The sequence below is a fragment of the Salinibaculum sp. SYNS191 genome, assembly GCF_037338445.1.
Taxonomy (GTDB): domain Archaea; phylum Halobacteriota; class Halobacteria; order Halobacteriales; family Haloarculaceae; genus Salinibaculum; species Salinibaculum marinum.
On record NZ_CP147838.1, the window covers coordinates 1,357,523 to 1,375,975 of the forward strand.

The window sequence follows — 18,453 nt, forward strand, 5'->3', positions numbered from 1 at the left end:
AACCGTCAGCACTCGGGACGCGGACCGACCCGGATAGCCGGGACCGACGGGCGACAGCGGAGGAAACCGTGCGACTGTCGGGAGGGTTCTAGACAGCGCATCGACGGTAAGCTTCCAATAGAGCCCATAACACAATCATACTCGGACTTCTCGTGAACTACGCTTATACTCGCGACTACGGAATACGATAGTGAGATGGTAAACTGGATGGCTGTCCTGTACGGCATCGTCGCATCGTTCGTCATCGGCCTCATCAGCGGCCTGGGCCTGCCGTTCACCGACGCGACACTGCCAGTGATTGGAGCGGGGACGACGGGACTCATCGCCGGTGGGGTCGCCGGGTACTACGCGCGCGAGGGGGCGGGTGGCGGAGCGATACACGGGCTTCTCGCGACGACCATCGGCGGCATCGTCGTCGGGCTGTTCCTGCTCCTCATCGGCACCATCGGCGCCGGAATCTTCGGGTTCAGCGTCGGCGTCTTCTATCTCCTGTTCGTCATCGCCTACGGGTTGCCCGGGGCAATCGGCGGCGCAGTCGGCGGCCTCCTCGGACCGAAAGAGAGCACTGTCGGCCAACCGACCGGCTGAGCCCCCCGGGCCGACTCTGACTCCTCCCACTCCTGTTTTTGCTCCCCGTCCCGCGAGCACGCCGTGAAACTGCCGCCCCAGTCACGGGTCGGTGAGACAGGGACGGATGGTACCGCTTAAGATTGCGAGGCCGCGAATAGGGGACACCTACTATGAAGCTGTCCCGTGTCGCGTCCGACCCCGCTGGACCGTCGACGAACCGTCCGACCGCGAACGAGTCGGGAGTGCCGCCCCGAGGCACAGACGACGGGAGGTGGCGCTGATGTATCGGACGGCGAACGTCGCGCGCCTCGCCGGCGCGCTGTTCCTGCCCGTCTTCCTCGCGACCGGGGGACTGCTCTCCCTGCTCGCCGTCGGCGAGACGACCACGGAGACGTGGGCGTTCGGACTCGCGGTGATGTTCCCGGTGAGTGCGGGTCTCCTCGGCTTCGCGCGAACGCGGTCACCGCTGCAAAGCGGGGGCGAACACGCGCTGGGGCTCGTCGCGGGCGTCGTCGCCCTGTCGACGGCGTACCTGGGCGCGGCCGCCACCGCGCCCCCGGTGATGCGCGCCGTCGCCGGGGTCGGCGCGCTCGAACTGCTCGTGACCGCGCTCGTCTTCTCGACCGTCGGCGGAACGGTCGCTCTCGTCGACGCACGGTACGTCGAGCGTCCCGAGACCGCGGCCCGTCTCGAAGCGCAGTACCTCGACGACCCGGTCCGAACTGATTGACAGGGGCACGATGCGCCGTGGCGACGCATCTCACCCTCGGGACGGCGACGACGTGCCGTTGCGGTCGGACACGCCGCCCGCGTCCGTCGGGGACTGAACGAAGGAGTATATAGTATCAAAGAAGCAATGCTAATTTAAGCCGTCACGTGGCGTATATTACCAACGTCATGGTAGAAACCAAGTGGCGAGCGGTGGCAATAGGATTCGTCATCATCGCCCTCCTCTCGATAATCAGCACGTCGTTCCAGCAGCTCGCGTTAGTCGGCGGGGTCGTCGCCGGTCTGGCAGGCGGGTTCGCGGCGGGATACTACGCCCGGAGCGGACAGACGAACGGCGCGTGGAACGGCTTCCTCGCAGGATCTATCGGCGCACTCGTCTTCGCCGCAGTGCTCGTCCTGCTAGGACTCGCCGTCTCCATCGTCGAACTCTCGCTCGGGGGCGTCTTCGCGACTATCGGCGTCGGCATCGCCTTCCTCGTCTTCATCGTCATCGGCGCGATTCCCGCGACCGTAGGCGGCTACCTCGGCGGGATGTACCCGCGCGAGGAGAGCGAGGAAGTCGGCCGCCCCGCGGCCTGAAACGACGACACGGACACTTTTTCGCAACAGTTCGAACACAGTCATCACCCGCGTACCGGCCGCAAGCGTTGCTCCCCTCGCGACCGAGAGGTGCGTCCGGGTACGGTAGACCACACCTCGATGCGAGAACGTTCGTCGTACTCATTCTTTGTCGTCAAACAGATTTCTTTACATACGTATGCGTGTAAAGACAGGTTCTGCTCCCGGCACGCGTTCGGTTCGGACTGCCCCGAGCGTCGCGGGATGAGAGTCGACACGAGGTGGCTGCTCGTCTCGGAACGGCAGTCGACCGGATGCCCGGTCACCGGGTCGCCTGCGACGCGTCTGCCGACGCGCGGCCGACCGCGAGTCAGGCGTTGATGGCGTGGGACCGCAGCGCGTCGTGAATCTTCGAGGCCTTCCTGGTCGCCGACTCCGACGCCGGCGCTGTCCGGTAGGCCAGTTTCGATTTCACGTTGCCGCTGCCGGTCGGCCGCCGTCCGACCACCGCGACCAGCATCCCGTCCGTCGTCCGGTACTTGACGCCGTCTTTCGCTTCCGACGCCGCGAGGCCTTTCATCGCCTCCTCGATGTAGCGGTGCGTCTCGTCGGTGTCGATATCCAGATCGACCGATTCGAATTCCGGCCGCTCCAGTGCTTTCTCCATTGACATGATGCGACGTTCTAACAAACGACCGGCTCTACTAAAAAACCGCCGTGCAGTCCGGGTGCGGTCCGTCGTCGGCGGGCGAACCCGTCACGCGGGGGGTGCCGTGCAAGGAGCCAAGAGGGACCGGACCGAACGTTGGAGTATGGTGTCGAAGCGCCATCACCGCTGTAACCTCTGTGGCAAGGACTTCGAGACGGGCCAGGGACTCAGGGACCACGTCGAGCGCCGACATCCCAAAGCGGACGTCCACTGGTGGGTCGTCGCGGAAGACCCCGCGCGCGACCTGAAGTTCGAGCAGTAGCGCTCACCGCGAGCGAGGCCGTCGGTGAAGACGAGACCATCGCCGACGCCCGACCGGACGAGCACCCGCGGTGCACGGAGCAACGTACCCCCGACAACAGAATGTCGTCCCATCGAATGCGACCCCATCGACGGAACCGTATCGACGACCGACTCCCGGACTCCCGCTGGAGCGGCGCTGCCGTGGGCACGGTCGTCCTCCTCGTCGCGTCAGTCGTGCCCTCGCCGCTGGAGCGGCGCTCCGAGTGGGACCGGGTCGGGCCGGACAAGTTCCTTCATCTCGTCGGACACGCGATGTACGCCGCGACTGTCGCGGACGCGTTCGACGCCGGTCGCTGTACGAGAGGCGAAGCCGCCGTCCTCGCCGTCTGCGTCTCGACGGCACACAGTCTGGTGACTGGCCGGCTCCAGACGTGGGTCCCCGGCCGAGCGTTCGAACTCGCGGATGTCGTGGCCGGGCTTCTGGGAACTGTCGTCGCCGTGTGGAGGTGGTACGTCGCGGGAAATGCTGACGAAGAATAGCTGCGTAAGCGCACTATATATGTTTAAATCCCCAATACAGGGCCGTGTTTTCGGCATCTTGGATGTGTTCTCTTAATTGAAGTCGGATATGACTTGATATTCTATATTTACACCAACATATCGAAAAGAATACAGCCATAATAGATATAAATGCCGTCAGATAGATATTACCTTTGAGTGTATGGCAGTAGGCGAGGGAGAAATATCCGGGAGACGGTCACGACCGAACAGCCCACGAGAACGGACTCCGCCGACGCCGGAGCGAGTTGATTGTGTGCTATAATTGCAATACTATCGGCAGAACTATTTGCCCACGTCCACAATGTCCAGCCGGCCCCCGCGACTGAATCCTGAACAGTCCAATATGGGCCTGTGGCGTGGATTACAGTCTTGTCACTTCTGCTCAATTCCACTCCACATTCGCACCGCGTGACGCAACCCAACACGGGGACTTATCTGGACGGCCGGACAGGGAGAGACTGTCGGCGACGACCGACCGACGGTCACAGTTCCGTGAAGAAGAGGTCGGCCAGCGCGCCCTCGTCTGCGTCGGAGTGGTAGTGCTCGGTGTACCCGCAGTTCGTGCAGTAGATGACCTGGATGTTTCGCAGGTCGAGGTCGGCCATCGCCTCGTATCCCCGGTTCGACACCGCGATTTCACCGACTGCCGCCTCGTCGTGTCCACACCGTCGACAGCCCCGTTCGGCATCCGAATCCGCGTCCGTATTATCTGACATCGACCCAGCATATGTCGCATGTATTCATCAATCCTGCTCCGACGACCAGTCGTCTCTCTGTTGAGGGGTCATCTCGGGGTGCTGTGTCCGACAACCCGTGAGACTGAGCCGAACGAAGGGGCTCGCGGGGGTCTCACGGACGTAGCGGGTGAAAACATCAAGCCGAAAGAACGGACGAAAGAGATGGACTCGCGGGGGTCTCGCGAGCGTAGCGAGTGAGACCACGCGAGGGAACGAACGAAGTGAATGGACTCGCGGTGGGTTCGTTACGCCGTTTCACAGAATCGTTTTGATCCCGTCGCAGTCAGGCGATTGGAAGGAGTTTTTTAGGTACAGCAGAGGGAGTAATGGGGAAGTAAACAGAAGTGTTCCGTAGCCGAACAGCGCCCTGGGGGTACCGGACAGTACCCGAACTGATATAATCTGGTACGTTGTATACTGCTGGAATATGTATTCATCCTCGACAAATGACGAACCCGAGACCCTACTGAATCGCCGTCGACTCCTCACGGCGCTCGGTGGCCTCTCGGCGGTCGCACTGGCGGGCTGTGGGGGAATCACCAACCAGTCCTTCGAGGCCGCTCCAGTCGGGCTCTCCTCGGAGGGAGTGGAGTCCCTCCAGCTCGGGGAGGTCACGAGCGACTCGCTGACGCTCTCCGAGAGTGCCGCCGGCGGGAACGTCTCGGTCTCGATCACCACTCACACGGCGGTGTACTCGCGGGCCCTCGCGCTCGGGGGGCAGTGATGGTCGACCGCATGGGCCCGCTCCGGACGGGGATGGGCCGGTTCGTCGAACTGACCAACAGCGGACTGATCAGCAAAGGAGCGGTCGTCGTCGACGCCGGGGAGGTCGGGCTCTCCGACGTCTCGCTGGGGATGCTCGATGGAACACCGACGGTCCCGGGTGACCTGATCAGTGTCGTGGTCCCTGGTGGCCTCACGGAGGGCAAGGCAATCAAGATCGACTTCGATGCGGCCGTCGAGCCGAGTGCGACGATGCTACTCGTTCCGGGGGAAGCAATCGGCGTCGAGAAGATTGCGCCCCGCGGTGACGCCTACGTCCTCGCACTCGGTGACTTCCTGCCGGCACAGAACTGGGTCCCTACCAAGACGGGGTCGACCGCCGGCACGGACTGGCTGGCCTCGGGGAACGACAAGATCGAGATTTCCGTCGAGAAAGTCGAACGCGCCCGGCAGGCAATCGTCTCGACTGGACCGCGAACCTTCGACGAAATCTTCGGCGCGCCGCCGGCAGCGCTCAACGCACGCCCGGTCGAGGAGGGCGAGACGTTCGACCCACAGGACGTACTCATGGTCATGCCCGGCGACAACGTCTCAGCGAACTGGCCCGAGTCGGCCGGGGCCCCGCCCGAAGCGTTCGACTTCGGCGATGCGGTCCCGAGACCGGCTCCGCTGGGTGGCGTCTCCTTCAGCGTTGCCGTCGTCTCGACGCCGAACGCGAAAGTCGTGGGCAACTCCACGAACCCGCTCTCGCACATCGACACCGACGAACTCCTCCAGCGCGACGTCGTCCAGAACCTGCTCGCCGATGCCGGCTTCGGCGAGGGGACCGACTTCCAGATCGAGGCCGGCCCCGAGCGTGTCACACCCGAGGAGGGGCCACGGACGACCACGCTTCTGGACCAGGACACGCAAATCGAGAGCTACATCGGCGTCCTCGGCAGTGAGGCCGCCGGCTGGGGGGTCGGTCTCCACGTCGTCCGCGCCGACGGTGACGACCACGTGATCGTCGTCGGCCTCCACCGCCACCCGCTGGGCGAGCCAGCGCAGGCGATGGAGACGCTGCGGGAGAGCAGCGCACTCGTCGAGGCACGGACACTCGTCGCCGAGACCGCCGCGCAACTCCAGTAACTCATGCCGGCTTGCGTGCGACGATTCCGACCCCGTGAGTCGGTGGTGCCACCAGCCTGGCGTCGGCAAAGCCAGCGCCGAGCGTCGCGCCGAGCAAGCCACCGACGCTGAACTCCCGGACCGGCGTCGAGGTCCCCACGCGAACGGTATCGCCCGCCACGTCGTCGGTGATCTCGTAGGCGAAGGTGTACCGACCGACCCCGCCGAGGTCGGTCTGGCCGTCGGGTTCGCCGGTCGTGATGACGGTGCGCTCGACCGTGAACCGCTCGGACGCGAACGTGTCGCTCGTGACGCGCCCGCTTTCGAGTGCCCCCTGCCTCATGAAGTCACAGAGGAATACCCCACCCGGTCGGAGACTCTCGTAGGCGCTTTCGAGTGCGGCCCGGACGCTGTCCGCGCCATCGATTACGGGCAGGTGCGCAATCGACCCACCCAGAATAGTGAAGACGTCGAAGGTCTCGGGTGCGACCGTGGTTCGCAGGTCGGCCGCGACGACCGGAGCCGCCGTCCGTTCGGCAGCCAGTTCGAGCATCGTCGGGCTCAGGTCGAATCCCACGACCGTATCGAAGTGTTCGCTCACTCCCTCCAGCACGAACCCCGGTCCGCAAGCACCGACCCCCACCGTTCGAGCGTCGTCGGGCGTCTCGCGTGCGACGAACTCGGCGACCGCCTGGTAGTTCCGCATCCGCTCGCGCTCGAAGGCGTACAGCGGCGCGAGTTCGTCGTACGGTGTCGCATAGACCGGCGTGTCGGCACGCCCCACCCAGTCCATCACGTCGCGGAGGCCTCGCATGAGGCGTCAGACGCAACCGGATGAAAAAACCCTGTCGTCGTCCGCTCTCCGAACTGCGACAGGTCGAACGTGGACTCGCGGGGGTCTCGCGAGCGAAGCGAGTGAGACCACGCGAGGGAACGAACGAAGTGAATGGACTCGCGGGGTGGGTCTCCCCCGGTAACTTGATATTGTTTGGTAACTGTATCGCATGTTCACTCCTCCGGTAGGTGGCCGGTTCGGACATCCATCTTCTCGCGCTCAGTGCGGGCGTCGTAGTGCTCGTATAGCACCTCTAAGGACACGTCCATCCGCTCGCTCACCGTCTCCGGTGGTGTGTCCTGAGTCAGATGGTGCGTGATTGCTCCGCGGCGCACGGCGTGGGGATTTATCGACGACGGGCAGGCAGCCACGTTGGAATTTCGACCGCGTGCCTCGCACGTCTCCGGCGTGCGGTCATGGGGGCAACTCGCGTAGGAACACGGGTGCAACGCCCGCATCACCCACTTGTAGATGGTCTGTGGAGCAGGGCGACCGCCGTCCCGTTTCGGGAACAGGGGTTCTCTCCCATACTCGTCTGTCCCTGCGACCCGGTCGGGATTGCTCACGTAGTCGTCGAGAATCTGGAACCAGCGAGGGCCGAGGTAGACCCACCGCTCGCCAGACTCACCGTTCTTGAGCTTCGTCCCCTGCTCGATACGATGCTCAGCCGAATGGCGTGGTCGTCGGCTTCGAGATCGTCGACGTCGAGTGAGTGGACAGCACCCCGACGCATCCCGGTCCGCCAGATTAGAGCGACGAGCGCGTGGTCGCGGCTGGCGTACTGGTGCTTCTCGTAGTACGCCAGTGCCTTCTTTGCACGCTCTGGCTCGATATGGTGGTCCCGCGATTCGGCACCGTCGGGCAGCTCGGGCGAGTGGACCTTCTCGGCCAGCCCTTCCCGGACGGCCTCGATGTCGGCCCACCACCGGAGCGCCATCCGGATGGTGCTCAGTTGCTTCTGGAGCGTAATCGGGGCGATATCGCTACGCCGCCACGCCACGAAGTCGGACATATCGCGGCCGGTCAGCGTATTCAGGTTCTCTATCTCGCGTTCCTCGCACCAATCGAGGAAGTACGCGAGACGGGTCCGAGCGTTCTGGAGTGTCGACTTTCGTACCGACGGTTCACGGTGCTGGAGGAACCGCTCGACACCTTCCTCGGGCGAAAGCGGCTGGAGATCGTCAGACACACAGCGTCACCTCCTGCTCCTGCACGACCTCGGCAGCACGCTCCTGAACCCGAGAAACAGCTCAGCGTGGTACTCGGGCTCGAACTCGCCGAAGGTGGCCTGCTCACCCATCGAACCCACCCGCCATTCTGGTGTCGGTGTACGGCTTCGCGTCTGCCAGCGCGTCCTCGACGACACCGGAATGAACCGTACAGATGTGACGGTTCAGCCCGCCGATGGTGTCGTACTCGCGCCCGCAGTAGTCGCACCGATGGGTCATCTTCATTCCCTCGCCCTCTCCCGCCAGTCTTCGTCTGCAACGCGCTTCGGGCGCATGCCGGTGCCGTCTCGCTCGCCGTACCGCTCGGTATGGATACGCCGAATCTGCTTGACGCGCTGGGGCGGGAGGTTCGCGCTCGTGCCGTTCCACTCCCGAACGTACACCCAGCCGCTCTCTCTGACGCGAGCGTCCGCGACGTACACCGGACCCTGGTTGACGACGTCGACTAGCGCGGGTTTGCGCGAACCCAAGCGCTCGGGGTCGACCGAGTCCGGAGCTTTATCGGATAGCGCGTCCGAAAACTGCGTGGGGGCGTCTGGCTCACTGGACATGTGTTAGGCCGCCCCCTTCTGATCATCTGCGAGTTCGCCGAGCGTCTTCTCGGGAGTGTCAAACGGAGAGTCCTCGGCCTGTCGGATGCAGTGCCGAATGTACTCCGCGCGGCTCATATCCGCGTTATCAGCCTCTCTATCGACATCCTCCAGCATTTCCGGAGTCATGCCGACGGTGATATTTACTGTCACCATGCATCCCAGATTGATTCACACAATCTACTTAAGTGTTGTACCATATGCTCCAACAAGTTCAACCGAAACACATGTACCAATCGTACCGGATGCAGAAGGTTAAGTGATTGAATCAATGAATGTAACGTAATGGCGAGGGCGAGTTTCATAGTAGAGGATGACCTGGATTCGCAGGTCGAAAATCGGTTGGTGGCAGGCCAATCAAAGGCCTCGTGGTATCGGTACTCAGTTGAAACGATAATGGCCTGCGACATCCTGCTGGACGATCTCTACGAACCCTACCAGCACGACGAACGACGAGAGTTCATCGAGGAAGCGGTCGCTGAGAAAATCGAACGCGAAAAGGAGAACAACGGGTTCTAAGCTCGTTCTGCGATAACGGTCACTTCGACCCGGGCGATATCATCATCCAAGTTTGTAGGAGGTTCGGCTTCCCCAGCGTTGGTGTTGTCCGCGATGAAGTACACCCGCCCGGGGTCGATCACGCCGCTGGTGCTGCCTCCTGTAGTATCACTGATTTCTAATGTCGGCCGGAACCGGTTGCCAGCATCGAACTCCTGGAACTCGCTCTCGGTAAGCAACCAGAAGTCCACGGCTGGGCCTTCACGGACAACCATGTCTATCGAGATGTCCAGAGCAGTCTCGAAATCGTAGCCCCACTGGTACCATTCGTCTTCAGGGATCGTCCGTGTCTCCGCCAAAATCTCCTGCGGCGTCGGTGTGGGCGTCTCTGTCTGCGTCGGTTGAGAGCCACCGGAGCTTCCGGAGCCTCCGCTGTCGCCGTCGCCGTCGCCGCCGTCGTCACTACTCGTACAGCCTGCGAGAGTGACAGTCACTGCCCCAATACTTGCTAGATAGTTACGTCGGTTCACACAAAAAACGGTTGAGGTCGTGTCACTAAACGATATCGGTCAGTCTGTGTGCAGTGATGTGGTCGTCTCAATCTTCATATCCATCTCGCGTGTACTCAGTATCTCACACAGCTCGGCAGCCTGTTCGGGAGCAAGGTGTTTCTCAATCCATTCGAGTGCCTGTTTTTTCGCTTTCGCGTCTTGATAGGCATGCCTACAAGCGCGGTCGATGCCACCGACGCGGGTGTTCTCACCGAATACGTCGGCAGCGTCGTCGTACAGGTCCTCTCGAAACTCCTTTTTGCCATCTGTGTTGATTCGCATCGCTCACTCGATTTTGCACATGCCCCCTTCAACCTCGGTATCTGCGAGAAACTGGAAGGGGTGATTTGACCTGAAATCGGGGGCGATTGCTATCTCACCGGGTCGCTGGGGTGGGTGCTGGCGACGGCGATCTCCGAAATCTGCACATGGTACGAGCGGGGTTCATGTGCAAAACGAGCATTCGGTTCTTGTCGACGCGCAAGTGGTGGGTGTCGCGGAGATACCCAGCAAAGAGTAACTTCACCCAAACCGTTATTTTTCCAAGTAACAAACATAATCTCATGAAAAATGGATTAATCGCGAGATATAGAGACTGGTGGACGAGGCTCTTTGTACGGTTCGTGCATGGTGGTGTAGAAAAAGTAGATAGGATATCCACGAGCAATGGAGAGCAGACAGTATACTATTTTTCAAGCGATTCAGCAATTATAGGGCAAAAAACATGGGGGGCAGAAACAATTCTCCTGAATAAGCCGCAGTTCGAACATCTTCCTGATTTATCGGCAGAGCGGACGGTTGAGCACGAAGTGGGCCACCTAAACCGACATTCTATCTGGAATGGTATCTTTTGGGGGTCAGTTGTGTCTCTCGCGTTTGGAATTGTCTCTTTTTTGCTTTTGCTGACCTTATCGGTAATTCACAAATTTCCAATACTAGGATATCCACGACTACTTCTAATTATATCAGGGATGGTCGTGGTCGGCTTATTCGCCTTGAAGATGAACGAGCTGTTGGCAGAGCTTTATGTTCTGGATCAGCTCTCTGAGGAAGAATACCTGAAGGCAGAGGAGGAAATGCCAGTGTACGATGTGTCAAAGAAGGCAGCGATTGCCGCTGAGATCGTGTATCCTAGCCCCGAAACTGTTGTGAAAGTCCACAGAATAAAAGAAGATTTGAAGGCCAGAATCAGCTGATTTGCCGAGTGAATTTTCGATATCGAGGATGTTATTAGTAAAGAGATTACATGTGTGAAATTAAAAGGCCGCCCACAAACCCCAGTACCACACCACCCGTTGCATACCACGGCTCCCGCTGAATCTCGCCCACGACAGACGCCTTCTCTTTCTTTTTTCCGACGTTCGGCATCGCACTTGCACCCTTGTAGCCAAGTGCGACCATCGCGACGGTCGCCGCGATCTCGGGCGTGCCGGTAATCGCACTCGACCCACCAACCGACAGACCCAGCGTCAGGCTGTGCCACTCACCGGCGTAGCTCAGGAAGCCGTCGTTCTCTGTCTGTTTCTCAGTCTTGCGTGAGAGCCTGTACGCCAGTTTCTTGAGTTGCTGAATCATGAATCGAAGACCTCCGTGTACGGTAGTTTGTGCTGTGCGCCCTCGCGTTCCTGATGACCCGCTCGGTTCCAGGGCGAGCCGTCACCCAGCTCGCGCTCGTCGAGGATGCGCGTCACCGTCGAGGGTGCCGTCGCTGCACGTCGACGACCTCGCCGTCGACGTCGAGCAGGACGAAGGCGTAGTACGCTGTCTGTCCGTCCGAGCCCTCCGCGCCCGCCAAGGAGCGGTGTTGATCCTCCCACAGTCGGAAGCGCCCCGTCGCGCCGTTGTCGACCGTCCTGTGGGTACTCTTGACCTCGTACTTCGTCCCCGTCGACGGGTGGACGGCGTCGTACCAGTCAGCCTCGTGTGGGGCGTGGTCCAGCCCGTACTCGCGGGCGACCCACTCCTCGGCGAACGCACCCTGCCGCTCGTTCGGTGTGTCTCGCATCAGGCAGCACCCTCCGGTCTCTGCGCCTCTGAGGTTCCGCAGATGGGACACTCACCGTCGACACTGTGGTACCGGACGTTGCAGTCTCGACAGAGCTTCATGCGTACTCCTCCGGCACCGGGTCGTAGGTGTCGCGGTCGGCGTCTTCGGGGCCAGTCAGCACAGACCAAACGTAGGGGTCGTGCTCGCGCTGTATCGCGTCGAAGTGGTTGCCCCGGTGGTTCGCCTCGAAGACGTGACGGTTGTCCTCTGTGACCGGTCCAATCCAGCAGAGCATAGTCTGCCGGCGGACGGCCATGCTCAGGTCGCCGGGGGCCTGCGCGATAATCAGGCTCTTACAGTTCGCTCCGTTTCCGGCCACGCGCACGAACCACCGCAGGCTGTCCTCGTCATACTCCGGAGCCTCGTCGTGGACAACCAGTTTGTCCATGTCGTTGGGGAGTGCGTCGACGAACGCACGCAGGCGGTCGTGGACGGCCTGCCAGTCCGCGCTCGACGGCGAGAGGGAAATGTAGGTCGCACCCTCCCGCATGGCCTGGGCGACACCCTCGACCGTCTGCACGTCCGCGTCAGCCGTCGCCTTCGGCCCGCTGTCGTGCTTGAAGTTCAGGAACAGCACGAGGTCGAAAGACGCGCGGCCGTGGTTGTCGCACCACCAGTTCGCCAGCGCGGTCTTTCCGCCGTAGTCTGTCCGGGCACCCGTCACACCCGCAATCAGCAGGTGCGAACGGTCGGTGAAGTAGTCTGGCTGGGTCATACACCAGACGCACCTCCGGTGTCGATGTCGATCTCCTCCATCTCGTCACTCTCGTCGTCGGCGTTCTCCTGGGACCGAGACTGACCGGGGAGTTCCTCGCTGAGTTGCACCACGAGTTCGCCGAACCCGATGGCGATGTCGACGACAGCCGGGAGTCCGTCGAAACTGAGTGCCTTCTGAAACCCGCGCATGATTCGCGTGGAGCCGCCTCGTTCGGGGTCCCAAGGGTCCTCCACCTGTTCTGAGTGGAGTACCTGGGTCGGTCGACAGCAGCATCTCGCGCAGGCTCGACGTACTGCCAACGTCTCCAGAAGCCTCCGCGCCCTCGGCGGCCGCATGGTTCTCCGTCGTCTCTGCGGCAGCCTCGGCGGCCTGCTCGCCGGCGCTAGTCGCTTCTTCGCCGGTCGCAGTCGCTGCCAGCGCATCGGCGTCGAAGTCACTCACGGTTCCACACCTCCGTCGTCAGAGTCCCGTCGTCACCGAGTCCGGTACAGGCGGGACACGCAAGGTCGTACTGTCGGAGCTGGGCGACAGCCTGCGCGGGCACCCTGTCGGGAAGCTCAGCGGCCAGCTCGTCGACAGGCTGGCCGTCGGCGCCACAGGTCGGACACTCGGTTTGAGGCTCTACCTCGGGCGTGGGCGGGGCCATCCGCTCCCCACCGTCTGCGACTGCGGTCTCTGGTGGCTCTGTGCTGGTTGTCTCTGATATCTCAGCCTCTGCACCAGAGATATCTATGAGTCTACGCGCCTTCTCGTAGCCGTGTCCTCTGTGGTCCTCGTCGACTTTCGAGACGATATGGCCGATAACAGCGTTCTCCGCGGCTGTCTCGCTCTCCTTCTCGAACGATTGCGGACACAGGGGGCAATCTACTGATATCATACTCTGATTCCGAAGTGCCACGCCGCAACGACAACCCACATCACGAACATCAGCCCGCGAGTCACCCCGCGAGTACGTCCGACGAGAATCATGGCCGCGATTGTGGCTGTGGCAAGCCCAAGTAGGGGCATCACAGAAACGTCATCAGAGATAGCATATAAATCCCGGAACGTGATATACGCCGATATTGATTGAATGAGTGTCTCTATCTATAGATATCACGCTCAGACGAGTTTATAAATCACCCCCGTAGCTGGCACCGCATGGAATTTGAAATTCCTGTGGTCGACCAGGAAGTCGACACCGACGACCCCGAACAGAGCGCGCTCTCTGTGGCCGGGGCAGTGATCGGGACGCTCTTCCTGTTCATGACCATCGGTGTGGCATCGTACATTTACAACCGAGCTACCGAAATCGCCGGCGTCGACGGCGAGGCAGAGATTCCGGGGTCTAACTCATGCCTGATGAAATTCGCAGGATGCAGAGCCTGTTCGGTATGGGGGACAAGCGGAACATCGTGGCGGCCGATCTCGACCAGGACACCCTCAAGGCAGGTACGGAGGTGACTGTCTGGTCACAGAAGGTTCCTGACGACAAGGTCCTGTTCTGGGGCCACGGCCGAGCACAGCGTGAGTACGCCGATGCGTTCGTCTTCGCGGAACTCCTCGCGTCCGGGAACGGCACGGGGACAGCGGGTGACGAACTCTCGGGCGAGCTGGTGCTGGCTATCACAGACAGTCAGCAGCGGCGCGTCCTCGCGTCCACAGTCTTCGATACACTTGGCGAGCTCGCCGATGCGAAGGCTGACGACCGTACGAACCGCCCCATCATGGCGGCACTCGCGCCCTACGCAAAGCCCGGCCGTCACATCGAGATCCGGATTCGGGCGGCGAGCGGCAGCGACGGCAAGGAACTCGACCCGTCTGCATCGAGCGCCCGGCTGTACTACAGCGAGGCGTAGGGGGGTCGACCCATGCCTTCTGCCGTTCAGGAACCACGAGATAGCGTGCGCTTCGCAGACCGTGTAGCGCCAAACTCCACAGGGGACGGCTCACACGTCGAAACCTACGAGGTGCAGGAAGGTGCAACGGTCGAGCAGGTGGATGTCCGCATCTACCGCGGTGCGGAACTCGACCTGCGTGTCCGTCCGTTCATTCGGCGCGGTGACGATGGAAGCCGGCGGGAAATCGACCTGATCCAGTTTCAGGGCAAGCAGTACATCGACGGCGACGGTGACCACTTCGAGTTTACTGTGTCGCAGGCAGCCGAACGCGGCGACCTCGTCGGTGTCGAGGTGGAGAACCACGACGACACCTACGGCTACGACTACGCCGTCGACATGGCACTAGACCGCGCCGGAGGCATCGCTCGGTTCGGCGGTGTTGTCGACCGCATCAGGGGGTGGTTCTGATGGGGTCGGAGCAGTTCAGCCAAGCGGTGCGTGGCTCCGGTGGCGTGCCGATCGCCACGAACACGAACGGCACCGTCGAGACGGACAACTACTCCGAGGGCGGCGTCTTCGCAGCCGGTGGCAACAGCGGGAACGCATACCCGCTGGAGGTGAACCCCGCAGAGACGATTCAGGAGATAATCGTGACCCAGGTCGGTGACGCCATCGTTGCGGACTACACGACGGTCTCAGGAACGACCCTCACAGACGTGCCCCTGAACGGGCGCACGCTGACGCAGGACACCCTCGAACTCGACAGCATCACGCTGAAAGACCCTGATGGAACCGGGGCACTCACCGAAGGGTGGTGGATAGGCGAATGAGCGACGTAAGCGCGTCTGTCCCGTCGATTCTGTTCACCTACGTGCAACCAAACGAGCCGACCGGCGCGGAGGAAGGTGAATCGTGGTACGACACCGACGATGATGGGAGCTACGTCTACGATGGGGCATCGTGGATTGCACAGAACATCGTCAGTCACGGGTCGTTGCTCGACGTCGGGCCGGACAACCACCACACCCGCTACACCAACGAGGAAGCGCGAGACGCGATAGGTACGGCGCTGTCGGCAGCTGGTAACATCAGTATCTCCGTGAACGACTCGGGAGACACTATTACCGTCGACACTGCAGCGCTGAATCAGGAACAGGTTGAGGACGCCGTGGCGGCGCTGCTGGCTGGCGGCAACGCGCTGTCGGTGTCCTACGATGACGTCGGGAACACCCTCACGGTCTCGGTGAACGAGGGGCAGATTAACCACGACAACATCAGTGGGGTGTCGGCGGACGACCACCACGCGCAGAATCACGACAACGCCGACCACACGACCAACTACCTGCCGCAATCGCAGTACAACCCCGAAGCGGACACTCACGACCCTCCGGCCGGCACGCAATCGGTCGGAGAGCAACGATTTCCGCGGCTGGACCTAACCGGCGGCAGTCACCAAATCACCAACGCTGAGAATGAGAGCGGCCAGTCTGGAACCCTCTCCTTCGACCTGCCAAACAACACGAACGCGCTGTATATCGGGGAGTTGGATTTGGCCTTCGAGACGATGATTAGCGCCTACACGACGGCAACAGTAGACTACTCCAACCTTCGGCTGTCTGCCTCGGATAATAGCACTACCACAATCGACAGTGGTGTACTTGTGACCCACTCGATAACGAACGATAAGAACAGTAACACCACCTTCACGGACAGTATCAACCGAACTATCCCCTCGGATGGGTACAACAGCATTTCTGTCGACTTCGCCATCTCAGATTACAACAACAACTCCGGGGTAGACGTACAGATTCGTGACTTTACGGCGTATCAGGTCGTCCAAACCGCGCACTCTCACAACATCTAACCATGAGCACCACAATCGCACTTCAGACAGGCGCACAGGTTCCGAACGACCCGCTGAGTGGAGGTTCCAATGCCTGACTACAACAGCATGGACGTGTGGCGGGCAAGAACCGGTCGCATCGACGACGAGCAGAAGGCACAGGAAATCCTCGATGAGTACAACAGCGGCGGCATCGAGGACTCGGCAGAAAACCTCTACGACGACCCGGAAGACAATGTGGTCCCGACGAGCAGCCCGAACTTCGACCCGGAGGAAGACACGGCTGCACCGACGGACCCAGACCAGTACAACAACATCAACGACCCGAACGAGCAGACCACAGTCGACACCGGAGACGGCGAAGTCGAGATAACGAACAGCGGCGGGCCGATGGACTCGTCCCCGTCGAGCGGGTCGTCGGGTTCGTCGTCAACCAGTGACCCGCCGGGCATGGATATGGTGCCGATGCCGGTCACCGTCCCGGACCTCTCGGCACTGGGCGGTGCCGGCAAGAAGAAACTGCTGGCGGCTGGCGCAGCGGTCGTCGTCGGCGTGGCGGCGCTGGCAGGGGGGTCGTCCTGATGGTCGTCCCTCTCGTGAACAGCGACGGTGAGTTCGCCACGGACGATGAGGGCGGCATCGACGTCGACGAGGTGCGTAACTTCTCGTCTCTGCCGGAGTGGGTGCCGACGCCGGACCCGGTCGTCGAGACGTCCAACTCGTCGAGTGGGGGCGGGACACCAGGGACTGTGCTCGTCGCGGGCGCGGTCGCAGTGGGTGGCCTTATTCTGGCCCTGGGGGGGTCCTGAGTGGGATTCTTCGAGGGAGTCCCGGTCCTGCGCGACGTCGAGGACGCGGCTGGCACTGTCGCCACGGGCGCGCTGGACGCGCCGGCGGACCTCGCCAACACCCTGACGGGGACCGGCGAAAACACCGGCTGGTTCGGCGTGATAGACCGGACGCTCGACCCGCGAGCAAGCGGTGTCGGGTCAGGCGAGGACACGTTCGCACCGGGTGACGCACCGGGCGCGAACGGCCTACTCGCCGGTCTGGGCGCGGGCGTGAACAACACCCTCGCTGCGACGTTCCCGGGATTCGCCGGAACGGATAGCGGCGGGGGCGACGACTCGTCGGACAGTGGTGAGGAGTCGCGCATGGTCCTGCTCGCCGGCGCGGCCGTCGCTGCTGGCGTAGCCGTCGTGGGGGTGCTTCGATAGGATGGTCTGGACCGTCGTGCGCTCACTCGGGGCTCGGCTGGCGGGGACGGTCGGGTCGTCGACGGCAGCGGCAGGCGCGGCCGGTGCCGCGGGCGGCGTGCTGCTCGACGACGTCCCGCTGCTCAGTCAGCTCGACCCGACCGAAAGCGGGAACCAGGGCATCAAAGCGCTCCTGTTACCGCTCGGGCTCGTGTTCGCTGGGCTACTGGCGCTCGGCACCCTGTTCAACATCAACCTCGGGGGTGGCAACTGAGACGTATGCTGGACCCCGGACTCGTCGGCTCGCCGGCAGACCTCGCCACGCTGGGCGTTGTACTCTACAGCGTCCGGCACGAAATTCAGCCGCGCATAGAGACGCTGGCGGCCGGCGTCGTCGCGCTGGCCGAGCAGGAGCAGACTGTCGACGACGACACGCTTCAAGACGAGTTGGAGGTGTCTCCAGAGGCAGTAGAAGCCCTGCGCCCTGTGATCGTCTGTGGTGGCTCTGAGGACGGTGAGAACGGGTCATGATGTGGTATAGCAGTCTGCAGGATGATTGACCTCAAAAAAGCGCGGTAGATGAGAGCGCTAGTCTTTTCCGGCAGTAGATACCGTCACGCTGACCACTCCCTGAGCGAGCGCTGCCGGATGTCATCGACAGCGTAGACCGCACGCTCTTTCACGTGGCTCAGGTCCGCAGCCGCTTCGAGCAGACTCTCACGAGCGGTCATGCGTCCCACCCGGTGAGTCCCCAGCTGCGATCTCCGTAGACGTTCGCCACGTGATTCAGATAGCCACGATCTCGGAGCTTACCGAGTATCATGTGGTTGACCGTCCGCTTTCGCTTCCCCAGTATCGTCGAGAGTTCCTGTTCGGCGATGTCGTGACGAATCACACCGTCAGCGTTTGCAACGTCACAGAGCTTGATGTAGGCTGTCCGGAGTGGTTCGTCGGCTGGCGGGACAAGCGGTGTCTGATCAGGGTGGCCTGCCCCGGCTGTCTGACGCATAGCGGCGCGGAGGGCTTCGCTTCGGCTCCCGTATTCGGATTCATCCACCCACTCGTCGAAAGCGTCGAGCAGGGTAGCCTCTGCTCGGAATCGCACCTGTTCTTTCCGGCTGGACTCGCGGCGTCCCTCATCGTGTATCTGCTTGCTCATCGTTGTTCCTCCGTGTGACACAGATACCGG

Annotated in this window: 33 protein-coding genes and 1 pseudogene; 19 read left to right on the forward strand and 15 right to left on the reverse strand. The window is 62.0% G+C overall.

Annotated features, from left to right (window positions below; translation table 11 throughout):
* The first annotated feature begins 195 nt into the window (after positions 1–195).
* The 3 genes from WDJ57_RS07310 (at position 196) to WDJ57_RS07320 (ending at position 1,878) form a co-directional block, all read left to right on the forward strand.
* The gene (locus WDJ57_RS07310; RefSeq protein ID WP_338905197.1) at positions 196–588 is read left to right on the forward strand and encodes a DUF5518 domain-containing protein; all 393 of its coding nucleotides are present in this window, start codon (positions 196–198) and stop codon (positions 586–588) included.
* Between the two features lie 262 nt (positions 589–850).
* Complete coding sequence (locus WDJ57_RS07315; RefSeq protein WP_338905198.1) at positions 851–1,300, forward strand: hypothetical protein; 450 nt, start codon at positions 851–853, stop codon at positions 1,298–1,300.
* A 167-nt stretch (positions 1,301–1,467) separates the two neighbouring features.
* Positions 1,468–1,878, forward strand: a complete 411-nt coding sequence (locus tag WDJ57_RS07320; RefSeq protein WP_338905199.1) for a DUF5518 domain-containing protein — start codon at positions 1,468–1,470, stop codon at positions 1,876–1,878.
* 349 nt (positions 1,879–2,227) lie between these two features.
* Here the strand turns inward: WDJ57_RS07320 and WDJ57_RS07325 are convergent, their stop codons facing one another.
* Positions 2,228–2,530, reverse strand: a complete 303-nt coding sequence (locus WDJ57_RS07325) for a hypothetical protein (protein ID WP_338905201.1) — start codon at positions 2,528–2,530, stop codon at positions 2,228–2,230.
* A gap of 139 nt (positions 2,531–2,669) precedes the next feature.
* On the opposite strand from WDJ57_RS07325, the gene WDJ57_RS07330 reads away from it, so the two are divergent.
* Positions 2,670–2,828, forward strand: coding sequence for a C2H2-type zinc finger protein (locus WDJ57_RS07330; RefSeq protein ID WP_338905202.1), 159 nt, complete (start codon positions 2,670–2,672; stop codon positions 2,826–2,828).
* 116 nt (positions 2,829–2,944) lie between these two features.
* Positions 2,945–3,349 carry a VanZ family protein gene (locus WDJ57_RS07335; protein WP_338905203.1) on the forward strand — a complete coding sequence of 135 codons (405 nt, stop codon included), beginning with the start codon at positions 2,945–2,947 and terminating at the stop codon, positions 3,347–3,349.
* A gap of 503 nt (positions 3,350–3,852) precedes the next feature.
* On the opposite strand, the gene WDJ57_RS07340 is transcribed toward WDJ57_RS07335, so the two are convergent.
* Positions 3,853–4,086, reverse strand: coding sequence for a zinc ribbon domain-containing protein (locus WDJ57_RS07340; protein WP_338905205.1), 234 nt, complete (start codon positions 4,084–4,086; stop codon positions 3,853–3,855).
* A gap of 448 nt (positions 4,087–4,534) precedes the next feature.
* Here WDJ57_RS07340 and WDJ57_RS07345 point away from each other — a divergent pair, with 448 nt between their 5' ends.
* On the forward strand, positions 4,535–4,831 hold the full coding sequence (locus WDJ57_RS07345; protein ID WP_338905207.1) for a hypothetical protein: 297 nt from the start codon (positions 4,535–4,537) through the stop codon (positions 4,829–4,831).
* Complete coding sequence (locus WDJ57_RS07350; RefSeq protein WP_338905209.1) at positions 4,831–5,958, forward strand: DUF6517 family protein; 1,128 nt, start codon at positions 4,831–4,833, stop codon at positions 5,956–5,958. The genes WDJ57_RS07345 and WDJ57_RS07350 overlap by 1 nt, the downstream gene beginning before the upstream one ends.
* A 1-nt stretch (position 5,959) precedes the next feature.
* On the opposite strand, the gene WDJ57_RS07355 is transcribed toward WDJ57_RS07350, so the two are convergent.
* The 5 genes and pseudogenes from WDJ57_RS07355 to WDJ57_RS07380 form a co-directional block, all read right to left on the reverse strand.
* The gene (locus tag WDJ57_RS07355) at positions 5,960–6,751 is read right to left on the reverse strand and encodes a class I SAM-dependent methyltransferase (protein WP_338905210.1); all 792 of its coding nucleotides are present in this window, start codon (positions 6,749–6,751) and stop codon (positions 5,960–5,962) included.
* Positions 6,752–6,945: 194 nt separating this feature from the next.
* A pseudogene (locus WDJ57_RS21590) lies at positions 6,946–7,961 on the reverse strand (tyrosine-type recombinase/integrase).
* A 103-nt stretch (positions 7,962–8,064) separates the two neighbouring features.
* Entirely contained in the window at positions 8,065–8,220 is a 156-nt protein-coding gene (locus tag WDJ57_RS07370) for a hypothetical protein (RefSeq protein WP_338905216.1), read from the reverse strand.
* A gap of 2 nt (positions 8,221–8,222) precedes the next feature.
* Complete coding sequence (locus WDJ57_RS07375; protein WP_338905217.1) at positions 8,223–8,552, reverse strand: hypothetical protein; 330 nt, start codon at positions 8,550–8,552, stop codon at positions 8,223–8,225.
* A gap of 3 nt (positions 8,553–8,555) precedes the next feature.
* A complete protein-coding gene (locus WDJ57_RS07380) occupies positions 8,556–8,747 on the reverse strand; it encodes a CopG family transcriptional regulator (protein ID WP_338905218.1) in 192 nt (63 codons plus the stop codon).
* A gap of 129 nt (positions 8,748–8,876) precedes the next feature.
* On the opposite strand from WDJ57_RS07380, the gene WDJ57_RS07385 reads away from it, so the two are divergent.
* Positions 8,877–9,110 (forward strand): hypothetical protein, encoded by a 234-nt coding sequence (locus WDJ57_RS07385; RefSeq protein ID WP_338905219.1) that lies wholly within the window; start codon positions 8,877–8,879, stop codon positions 9,108–9,110.
* Here the strand turns inward: WDJ57_RS07385 and WDJ57_RS07390 are convergent.
* Both WDJ57_RS07390 and WDJ57_RS07395 read right to left on the reverse strand, forming a co-directional pair.
* Positions 9,107–9,619, reverse strand: a complete 513-nt coding sequence (locus WDJ57_RS07390) for a hypothetical protein (RefSeq protein ID WP_338905221.1) — start codon at positions 9,617–9,619, stop codon at positions 9,107–9,109. The two genes, WDJ57_RS07385 and WDJ57_RS07390, sit on opposite strands and share 4 nt — an antisense overlap.
* Before the next feature lie 39 nt (positions 9,620–9,658).
* Complete coding sequence (locus WDJ57_RS07395) at positions 9,659–9,922, reverse strand: DUF7692 domain-containing protein (RefSeq protein ID WP_338905223.1); 264 nt, start codon at positions 9,920–9,922, stop codon at positions 9,659–9,661.
* Between the two features lie 281 nt (positions 9,923–10,203).
* On the opposite strand from WDJ57_RS07395, the gene WDJ57_RS07400 reads away from it, so the two are divergent.
* Positions 10,204–10,836 carry a hypothetical protein gene (locus tag WDJ57_RS07400; RefSeq protein WP_338905225.1) on the forward strand — a complete coding sequence of 211 codons (633 nt, stop codon included), beginning with the start codon at positions 10,204–10,206 and terminating at the stop codon, positions 10,834–10,836.
* Positions 10,837–10,882: 46 nt separating this feature from the next.
* Here the strand turns inward: WDJ57_RS07400 and WDJ57_RS07405 are convergent, their stop codons facing one another.
* From WDJ57_RS07405 to WDJ57_RS07425, 5 genes are all read right to left on the reverse strand, one after another.
* Positions 10,883–11,215: a hypothetical protein gene (locus WDJ57_RS07405; protein ID WP_338905227.1), complete on the reverse strand. Its 333-nt coding sequence runs from the start codon at positions 11,213–11,215 to the stop codon at positions 10,883–10,885.
* Positions 11,216–11,327: 112 nt separating this feature from the next.
* The gene (locus WDJ57_RS07410; protein ID WP_338905229.1) at positions 11,328–11,645 is read right to left on the reverse strand and encodes a hypothetical protein; all 318 of its coding nucleotides are present in this window, start codon (positions 11,643–11,645) and stop codon (positions 11,328–11,330) included.
* 97 nt (positions 11,646–11,742) lie between these two features.
* Positions 11,743–12,402, reverse strand: coding sequence for a hypothetical protein (locus tag WDJ57_RS07415; protein ID WP_338905231.1), 660 nt, complete (start codon positions 12,400–12,402; stop codon positions 11,743–11,745).
* Entirely contained in the window at positions 12,399–12,593 is a 195-nt protein-coding gene (locus tag WDJ57_RS07420) for a hypothetical protein (protein ID WP_338905233.1), read from the reverse strand. The genes WDJ57_RS07415 and WDJ57_RS07420 overlap by 4 nt, the downstream gene beginning before the upstream one ends.
* A 245-nt stretch (positions 12,594–12,838) precedes the next feature.
* Positions 12,839–13,282, reverse strand: a complete 444-nt coding sequence (locus WDJ57_RS07425; RefSeq protein ID WP_338905234.1) for a hypothetical protein — start codon at positions 13,280–13,282, stop codon at positions 12,839–12,841.
* 263 nt (positions 13,283–13,545) lie between these two features.
* Between WDJ57_RS07425 and WDJ57_RS07430 the strand changes: the two genes are divergently transcribed.
* From WDJ57_RS07430 to WDJ57_RS07475, 10 genes are all read left to right on the forward strand, one after another.
* A complete protein-coding gene (locus WDJ57_RS07430) occupies positions 13,546–13,848 on the forward strand; it encodes a hypothetical protein (RefSeq protein ID WP_338905235.1) in 303 nt (100 codons plus the stop codon).
* Positions 13,779–14,243, forward strand: a complete 465-nt coding sequence (locus tag WDJ57_RS07435) for a hypothetical protein (protein ID WP_338905236.1) — start codon at positions 13,779–13,781, stop codon at positions 14,241–14,243. Before WDJ57_RS07430 ends, WDJ57_RS07435 begins: the two co-directional genes overlap by 70 nt.
* A gap of 12 nt (positions 14,244–14,255) precedes the next feature.
* Positions 14,256–14,693 (forward strand): hypothetical protein, encoded by a 438-nt coding sequence (locus tag WDJ57_RS07440; RefSeq protein WP_338905237.1) that lies wholly within the window; start codon positions 14,256–14,258, stop codon positions 14,691–14,693.
* Positions 14,693–15,055, forward strand: coding sequence for a hypothetical protein (locus WDJ57_RS07445; protein WP_338905238.1), 363 nt, complete (start codon positions 14,693–14,695; stop codon positions 15,053–15,055). The genes WDJ57_RS07440 and WDJ57_RS07445 overlap by 1 nt, the downstream gene beginning before the upstream one ends.
* The gene (locus WDJ57_RS07450; RefSeq protein ID WP_338905240.1) at positions 15,052–16,089 is read left to right on the forward strand and encodes a hypothetical protein; all 1,038 of its coding nucleotides are present in this window, start codon (positions 15,052–15,054) and stop codon (positions 16,087–16,089) included. Before WDJ57_RS07445 ends, WDJ57_RS07450 begins: the two co-directional genes overlap by 4 nt.
* A gap of 69 nt (positions 16,090–16,158) precedes the next feature.
* Complete coding sequence (locus WDJ57_RS07455) at positions 16,159–16,650, forward strand: hypothetical protein (protein ID WP_338905241.1); 492 nt, start codon at positions 16,159–16,161, stop codon at positions 16,648–16,650.
* Entirely contained in the window at positions 16,650–16,877 is a 228-nt protein-coding gene (locus tag WDJ57_RS07460) for a hypothetical protein (protein ID WP_338905242.1), read from the forward strand. Before WDJ57_RS07455 ends, WDJ57_RS07460 begins: the two co-directional genes overlap by 1 nt.
* Positions 16,878–17,285, forward strand: a complete 408-nt coding sequence (locus WDJ57_RS07465) for a hypothetical protein (RefSeq protein WP_338905244.1) — start codon at positions 16,878–16,880, stop codon at positions 17,283–17,285.
* Position 17,286: 1 nt separating this feature from the next.
* On the forward strand, positions 17,287–17,538 hold the full coding sequence (locus WDJ57_RS07470; RefSeq protein ID WP_338905246.1) for a hypothetical protein: 252 nt from the start codon (positions 17,287–17,289) through the stop codon (positions 17,536–17,538).
* 5 nt (positions 17,539–17,543) lie between these two features.
* The gene (locus tag WDJ57_RS07475) at positions 17,544–17,795 is read left to right on the forward strand and encodes a hypothetical protein (protein WP_338905248.1); all 252 of its coding nucleotides are present in this window, start codon (positions 17,544–17,546) and stop codon (positions 17,793–17,795) included.
* 196 nt (positions 17,796–17,991) lie between these two features.
* Here WDJ57_RS07475 and WDJ57_RS07480 read toward each other — a convergent pair whose 3' ends face one another.
* Positions 17,992–18,423, reverse strand: a complete 432-nt coding sequence (locus WDJ57_RS07480) for a ribbon-helix-helix domain-containing protein (RefSeq protein ID WP_338905250.1) — start codon at positions 18,421–18,423, stop codon at positions 17,992–17,994.
* Positions 18,424–18,453 lie beyond the last annotated feature (30 nt).

Excerpts from the sequence above, each read along its gene's own strand:
- WDJ57_RS07310 (WP_338905197.1), top strand. The coding sequence starts at position 196 with ATGGTAAACTGGATGGCTGTCCTGTACGGCATCGTCGCATCGTTCGTC.
- WDJ57_RS07315 (WP_338905198.1), top strand. The coding sequence starts at position 851 with ATGTATCGGACGGCGAACGTCGCGCGCCTCGCCGGCGCGCTGTTCCTG.
- WDJ57_RS07320 (WP_338905199.1), top strand. The coding sequence starts at position 1,468 with ATGGTAGAAACCAAGTGGCGAGCGGTGGCAATAGGATTCGTCATCATC.
- WDJ57_RS07325 (WP_338905201.1), bottom strand. The coding sequence starts at position 2,530 with ATGTCAATGGAGAAAGCACTGGAGCGGCCGGAATTCGAATCGGTCGAT.
- WDJ57_RS07330 (WP_338905202.1), top strand. The coding sequence starts at position 2,670 with ATGGTGTCGAAGCGCCATCACCGCTGTAACCTCTGTGGCAAGGACTTC.
- WDJ57_RS07335 (WP_338905203.1), top strand. The coding sequence starts at position 2,945 with ATGCGACCCCATCGACGGAACCGTATCGACGACCGACTCCCGGACTCC.
- WDJ57_RS07340 (WP_338905205.1), bottom strand. The coding sequence starts at position 4,086 with ATGTCAGATAATACGGACGCGGATTCGGATGCCGAACGGGGCTGTCGA.
- WDJ57_RS07345 (WP_338905207.1), top strand. The coding sequence starts at position 4,535 with ATGTATTCATCCTCGACAAATGACGAACCCGAGACCCTACTGAATCGC.
- WDJ57_RS07350 (WP_338905209.1), top strand. The coding sequence starts at position 4,831 with ATGGTCGACCGCATGGGCCCGCTCCGGACGGGGATGGGCCGGTTCGTC.
- WDJ57_RS07355 (WP_338905210.1), bottom strand. The coding sequence starts at position 6,751 with ATGCGAGGCCTCCGCGACGTGATGGACTGGGTGGGGCGTGCCGACACG.
- WDJ57_RS07370 (WP_338905216.1), bottom strand. The coding sequence starts at position 8,220 with ATGACCCATCGGTGCGACTACTGCGGGCGCGAGTACGACACCATCGGC.
- WDJ57_RS07375 (WP_338905217.1), bottom strand. The coding sequence starts at position 8,552 with ATGTCCAGTGAGCCAGACGCCCCCACGCAGTTTTCGGACGCGCTATCC.
- WDJ57_RS07380 (WP_338905218.1), bottom strand. The coding sequence starts at position 8,747 with ATGGTGACAGTAAATATCACCGTCGGCATGACTCCGGAAATGCTGGAG.
- WDJ57_RS07385 (WP_338905219.1), top strand. The coding sequence starts at position 8,877 with ATGGCGAGGGCGAGTTTCATAGTAGAGGATGACCTGGATTCGCAGGTC.
- WDJ57_RS07395 (WP_338905223.1), bottom strand. The coding sequence starts at position 9,922 with ATGCGAATCAACACAGATGGCAAAAAGGAGTTTCGAGAGGACCTGTAC.
- WDJ57_RS07400 (WP_338905225.1), top strand. The coding sequence starts at position 10,204 with ATGAAAAATGGATTAATCGCGAGATATAGAGACTGGTGGACGAGGCTC.
- WDJ57_RS07405 (WP_338905227.1), bottom strand. The coding sequence starts at position 11,215 with ATGATTCAGCAACTCAAGAAACTGGCGTACAGGCTCTCACGCAAGACT.
- WDJ57_RS07410 (WP_338905229.1), bottom strand. The coding sequence starts at position 11,645 with ATGCGAGACACACCGAACGAGCGGCAGGGTGCGTTCGCCGAGGAGTGG.
- WDJ57_RS07415 (WP_338905231.1), bottom strand. The coding sequence starts at position 12,402 with ATGACCCAGCCAGACTACTTCACCGACCGTTCGCACCTGCTGATTGCG.
- WDJ57_RS07420 (WP_338905233.1), bottom strand. The coding sequence starts at position 12,593 with ATGCGCGGGTTTCAGAAGGCACTCAGTTTCGACGGACTCCCGGCTGTC.
- WDJ57_RS07425 (WP_338905234.1), bottom strand. The coding sequence starts at position 13,282 with ATGATATCAGTAGATTGCCCCCTGTGTCCGCAATCGTTCGAGAAGGAG.
- WDJ57_RS07430 (WP_338905235.1), top strand. The coding sequence starts at position 13,546 with ATGGAATTTGAAATTCCTGTGGTCGACCAGGAAGTCGACACCGACGAC.
- WDJ57_RS07435 (WP_338905236.1), top strand. The coding sequence starts at position 13,779 with ATGGGGGACAAGCGGAACATCGTGGCGGCCGATCTCGACCAGGACACC.
- WDJ57_RS07440 (WP_338905237.1), top strand. The coding sequence starts at position 14,256 with ATGCCTTCTGCCGTTCAGGAACCACGAGATAGCGTGCGCTTCGCAGAC.
- WDJ57_RS07445 (WP_338905238.1), top strand. The coding sequence starts at position 14,693 with ATGGGGTCGGAGCAGTTCAGCCAAGCGGTGCGTGGCTCCGGTGGCGTG.
- WDJ57_RS07450 (WP_338905240.1), top strand. The coding sequence starts at position 15,052 with ATGAGCGACGTAAGCGCGTCTGTCCCGTCGATTCTGTTCACCTACGTG.
- WDJ57_RS07455 (WP_338905241.1), top strand. The coding sequence starts at position 16,159 with ATGCCTGACTACAACAGCATGGACGTGTGGCGGGCAAGAACCGGTCGC.
- WDJ57_RS07460 (WP_338905242.1), top strand. The coding sequence starts at position 16,650 with ATGGTCGTCCCTCTCGTGAACAGCGACGGTGAGTTCGCCACGGACGAT.
- WDJ57_RS07470 (WP_338905246.1), top strand. The coding sequence starts at position 17,287 with ATGGTCTGGACCGTCGTGCGCTCACTCGGGGCTCGGCTGGCGGGGACG.
- WDJ57_RS07475 (WP_338905248.1), top strand. The coding sequence starts at position 17,544 with ATGCTGGACCCCGGACTCGTCGGCTCGCCGGCAGACCTCGCCACGCTG.
- WDJ57_RS07480 (WP_338905250.1), bottom strand. The coding sequence starts at position 18,423 with ATGAGCAAGCAGATACACGATGAGGGACGCCGCGAGTCCAGCCGGAAA.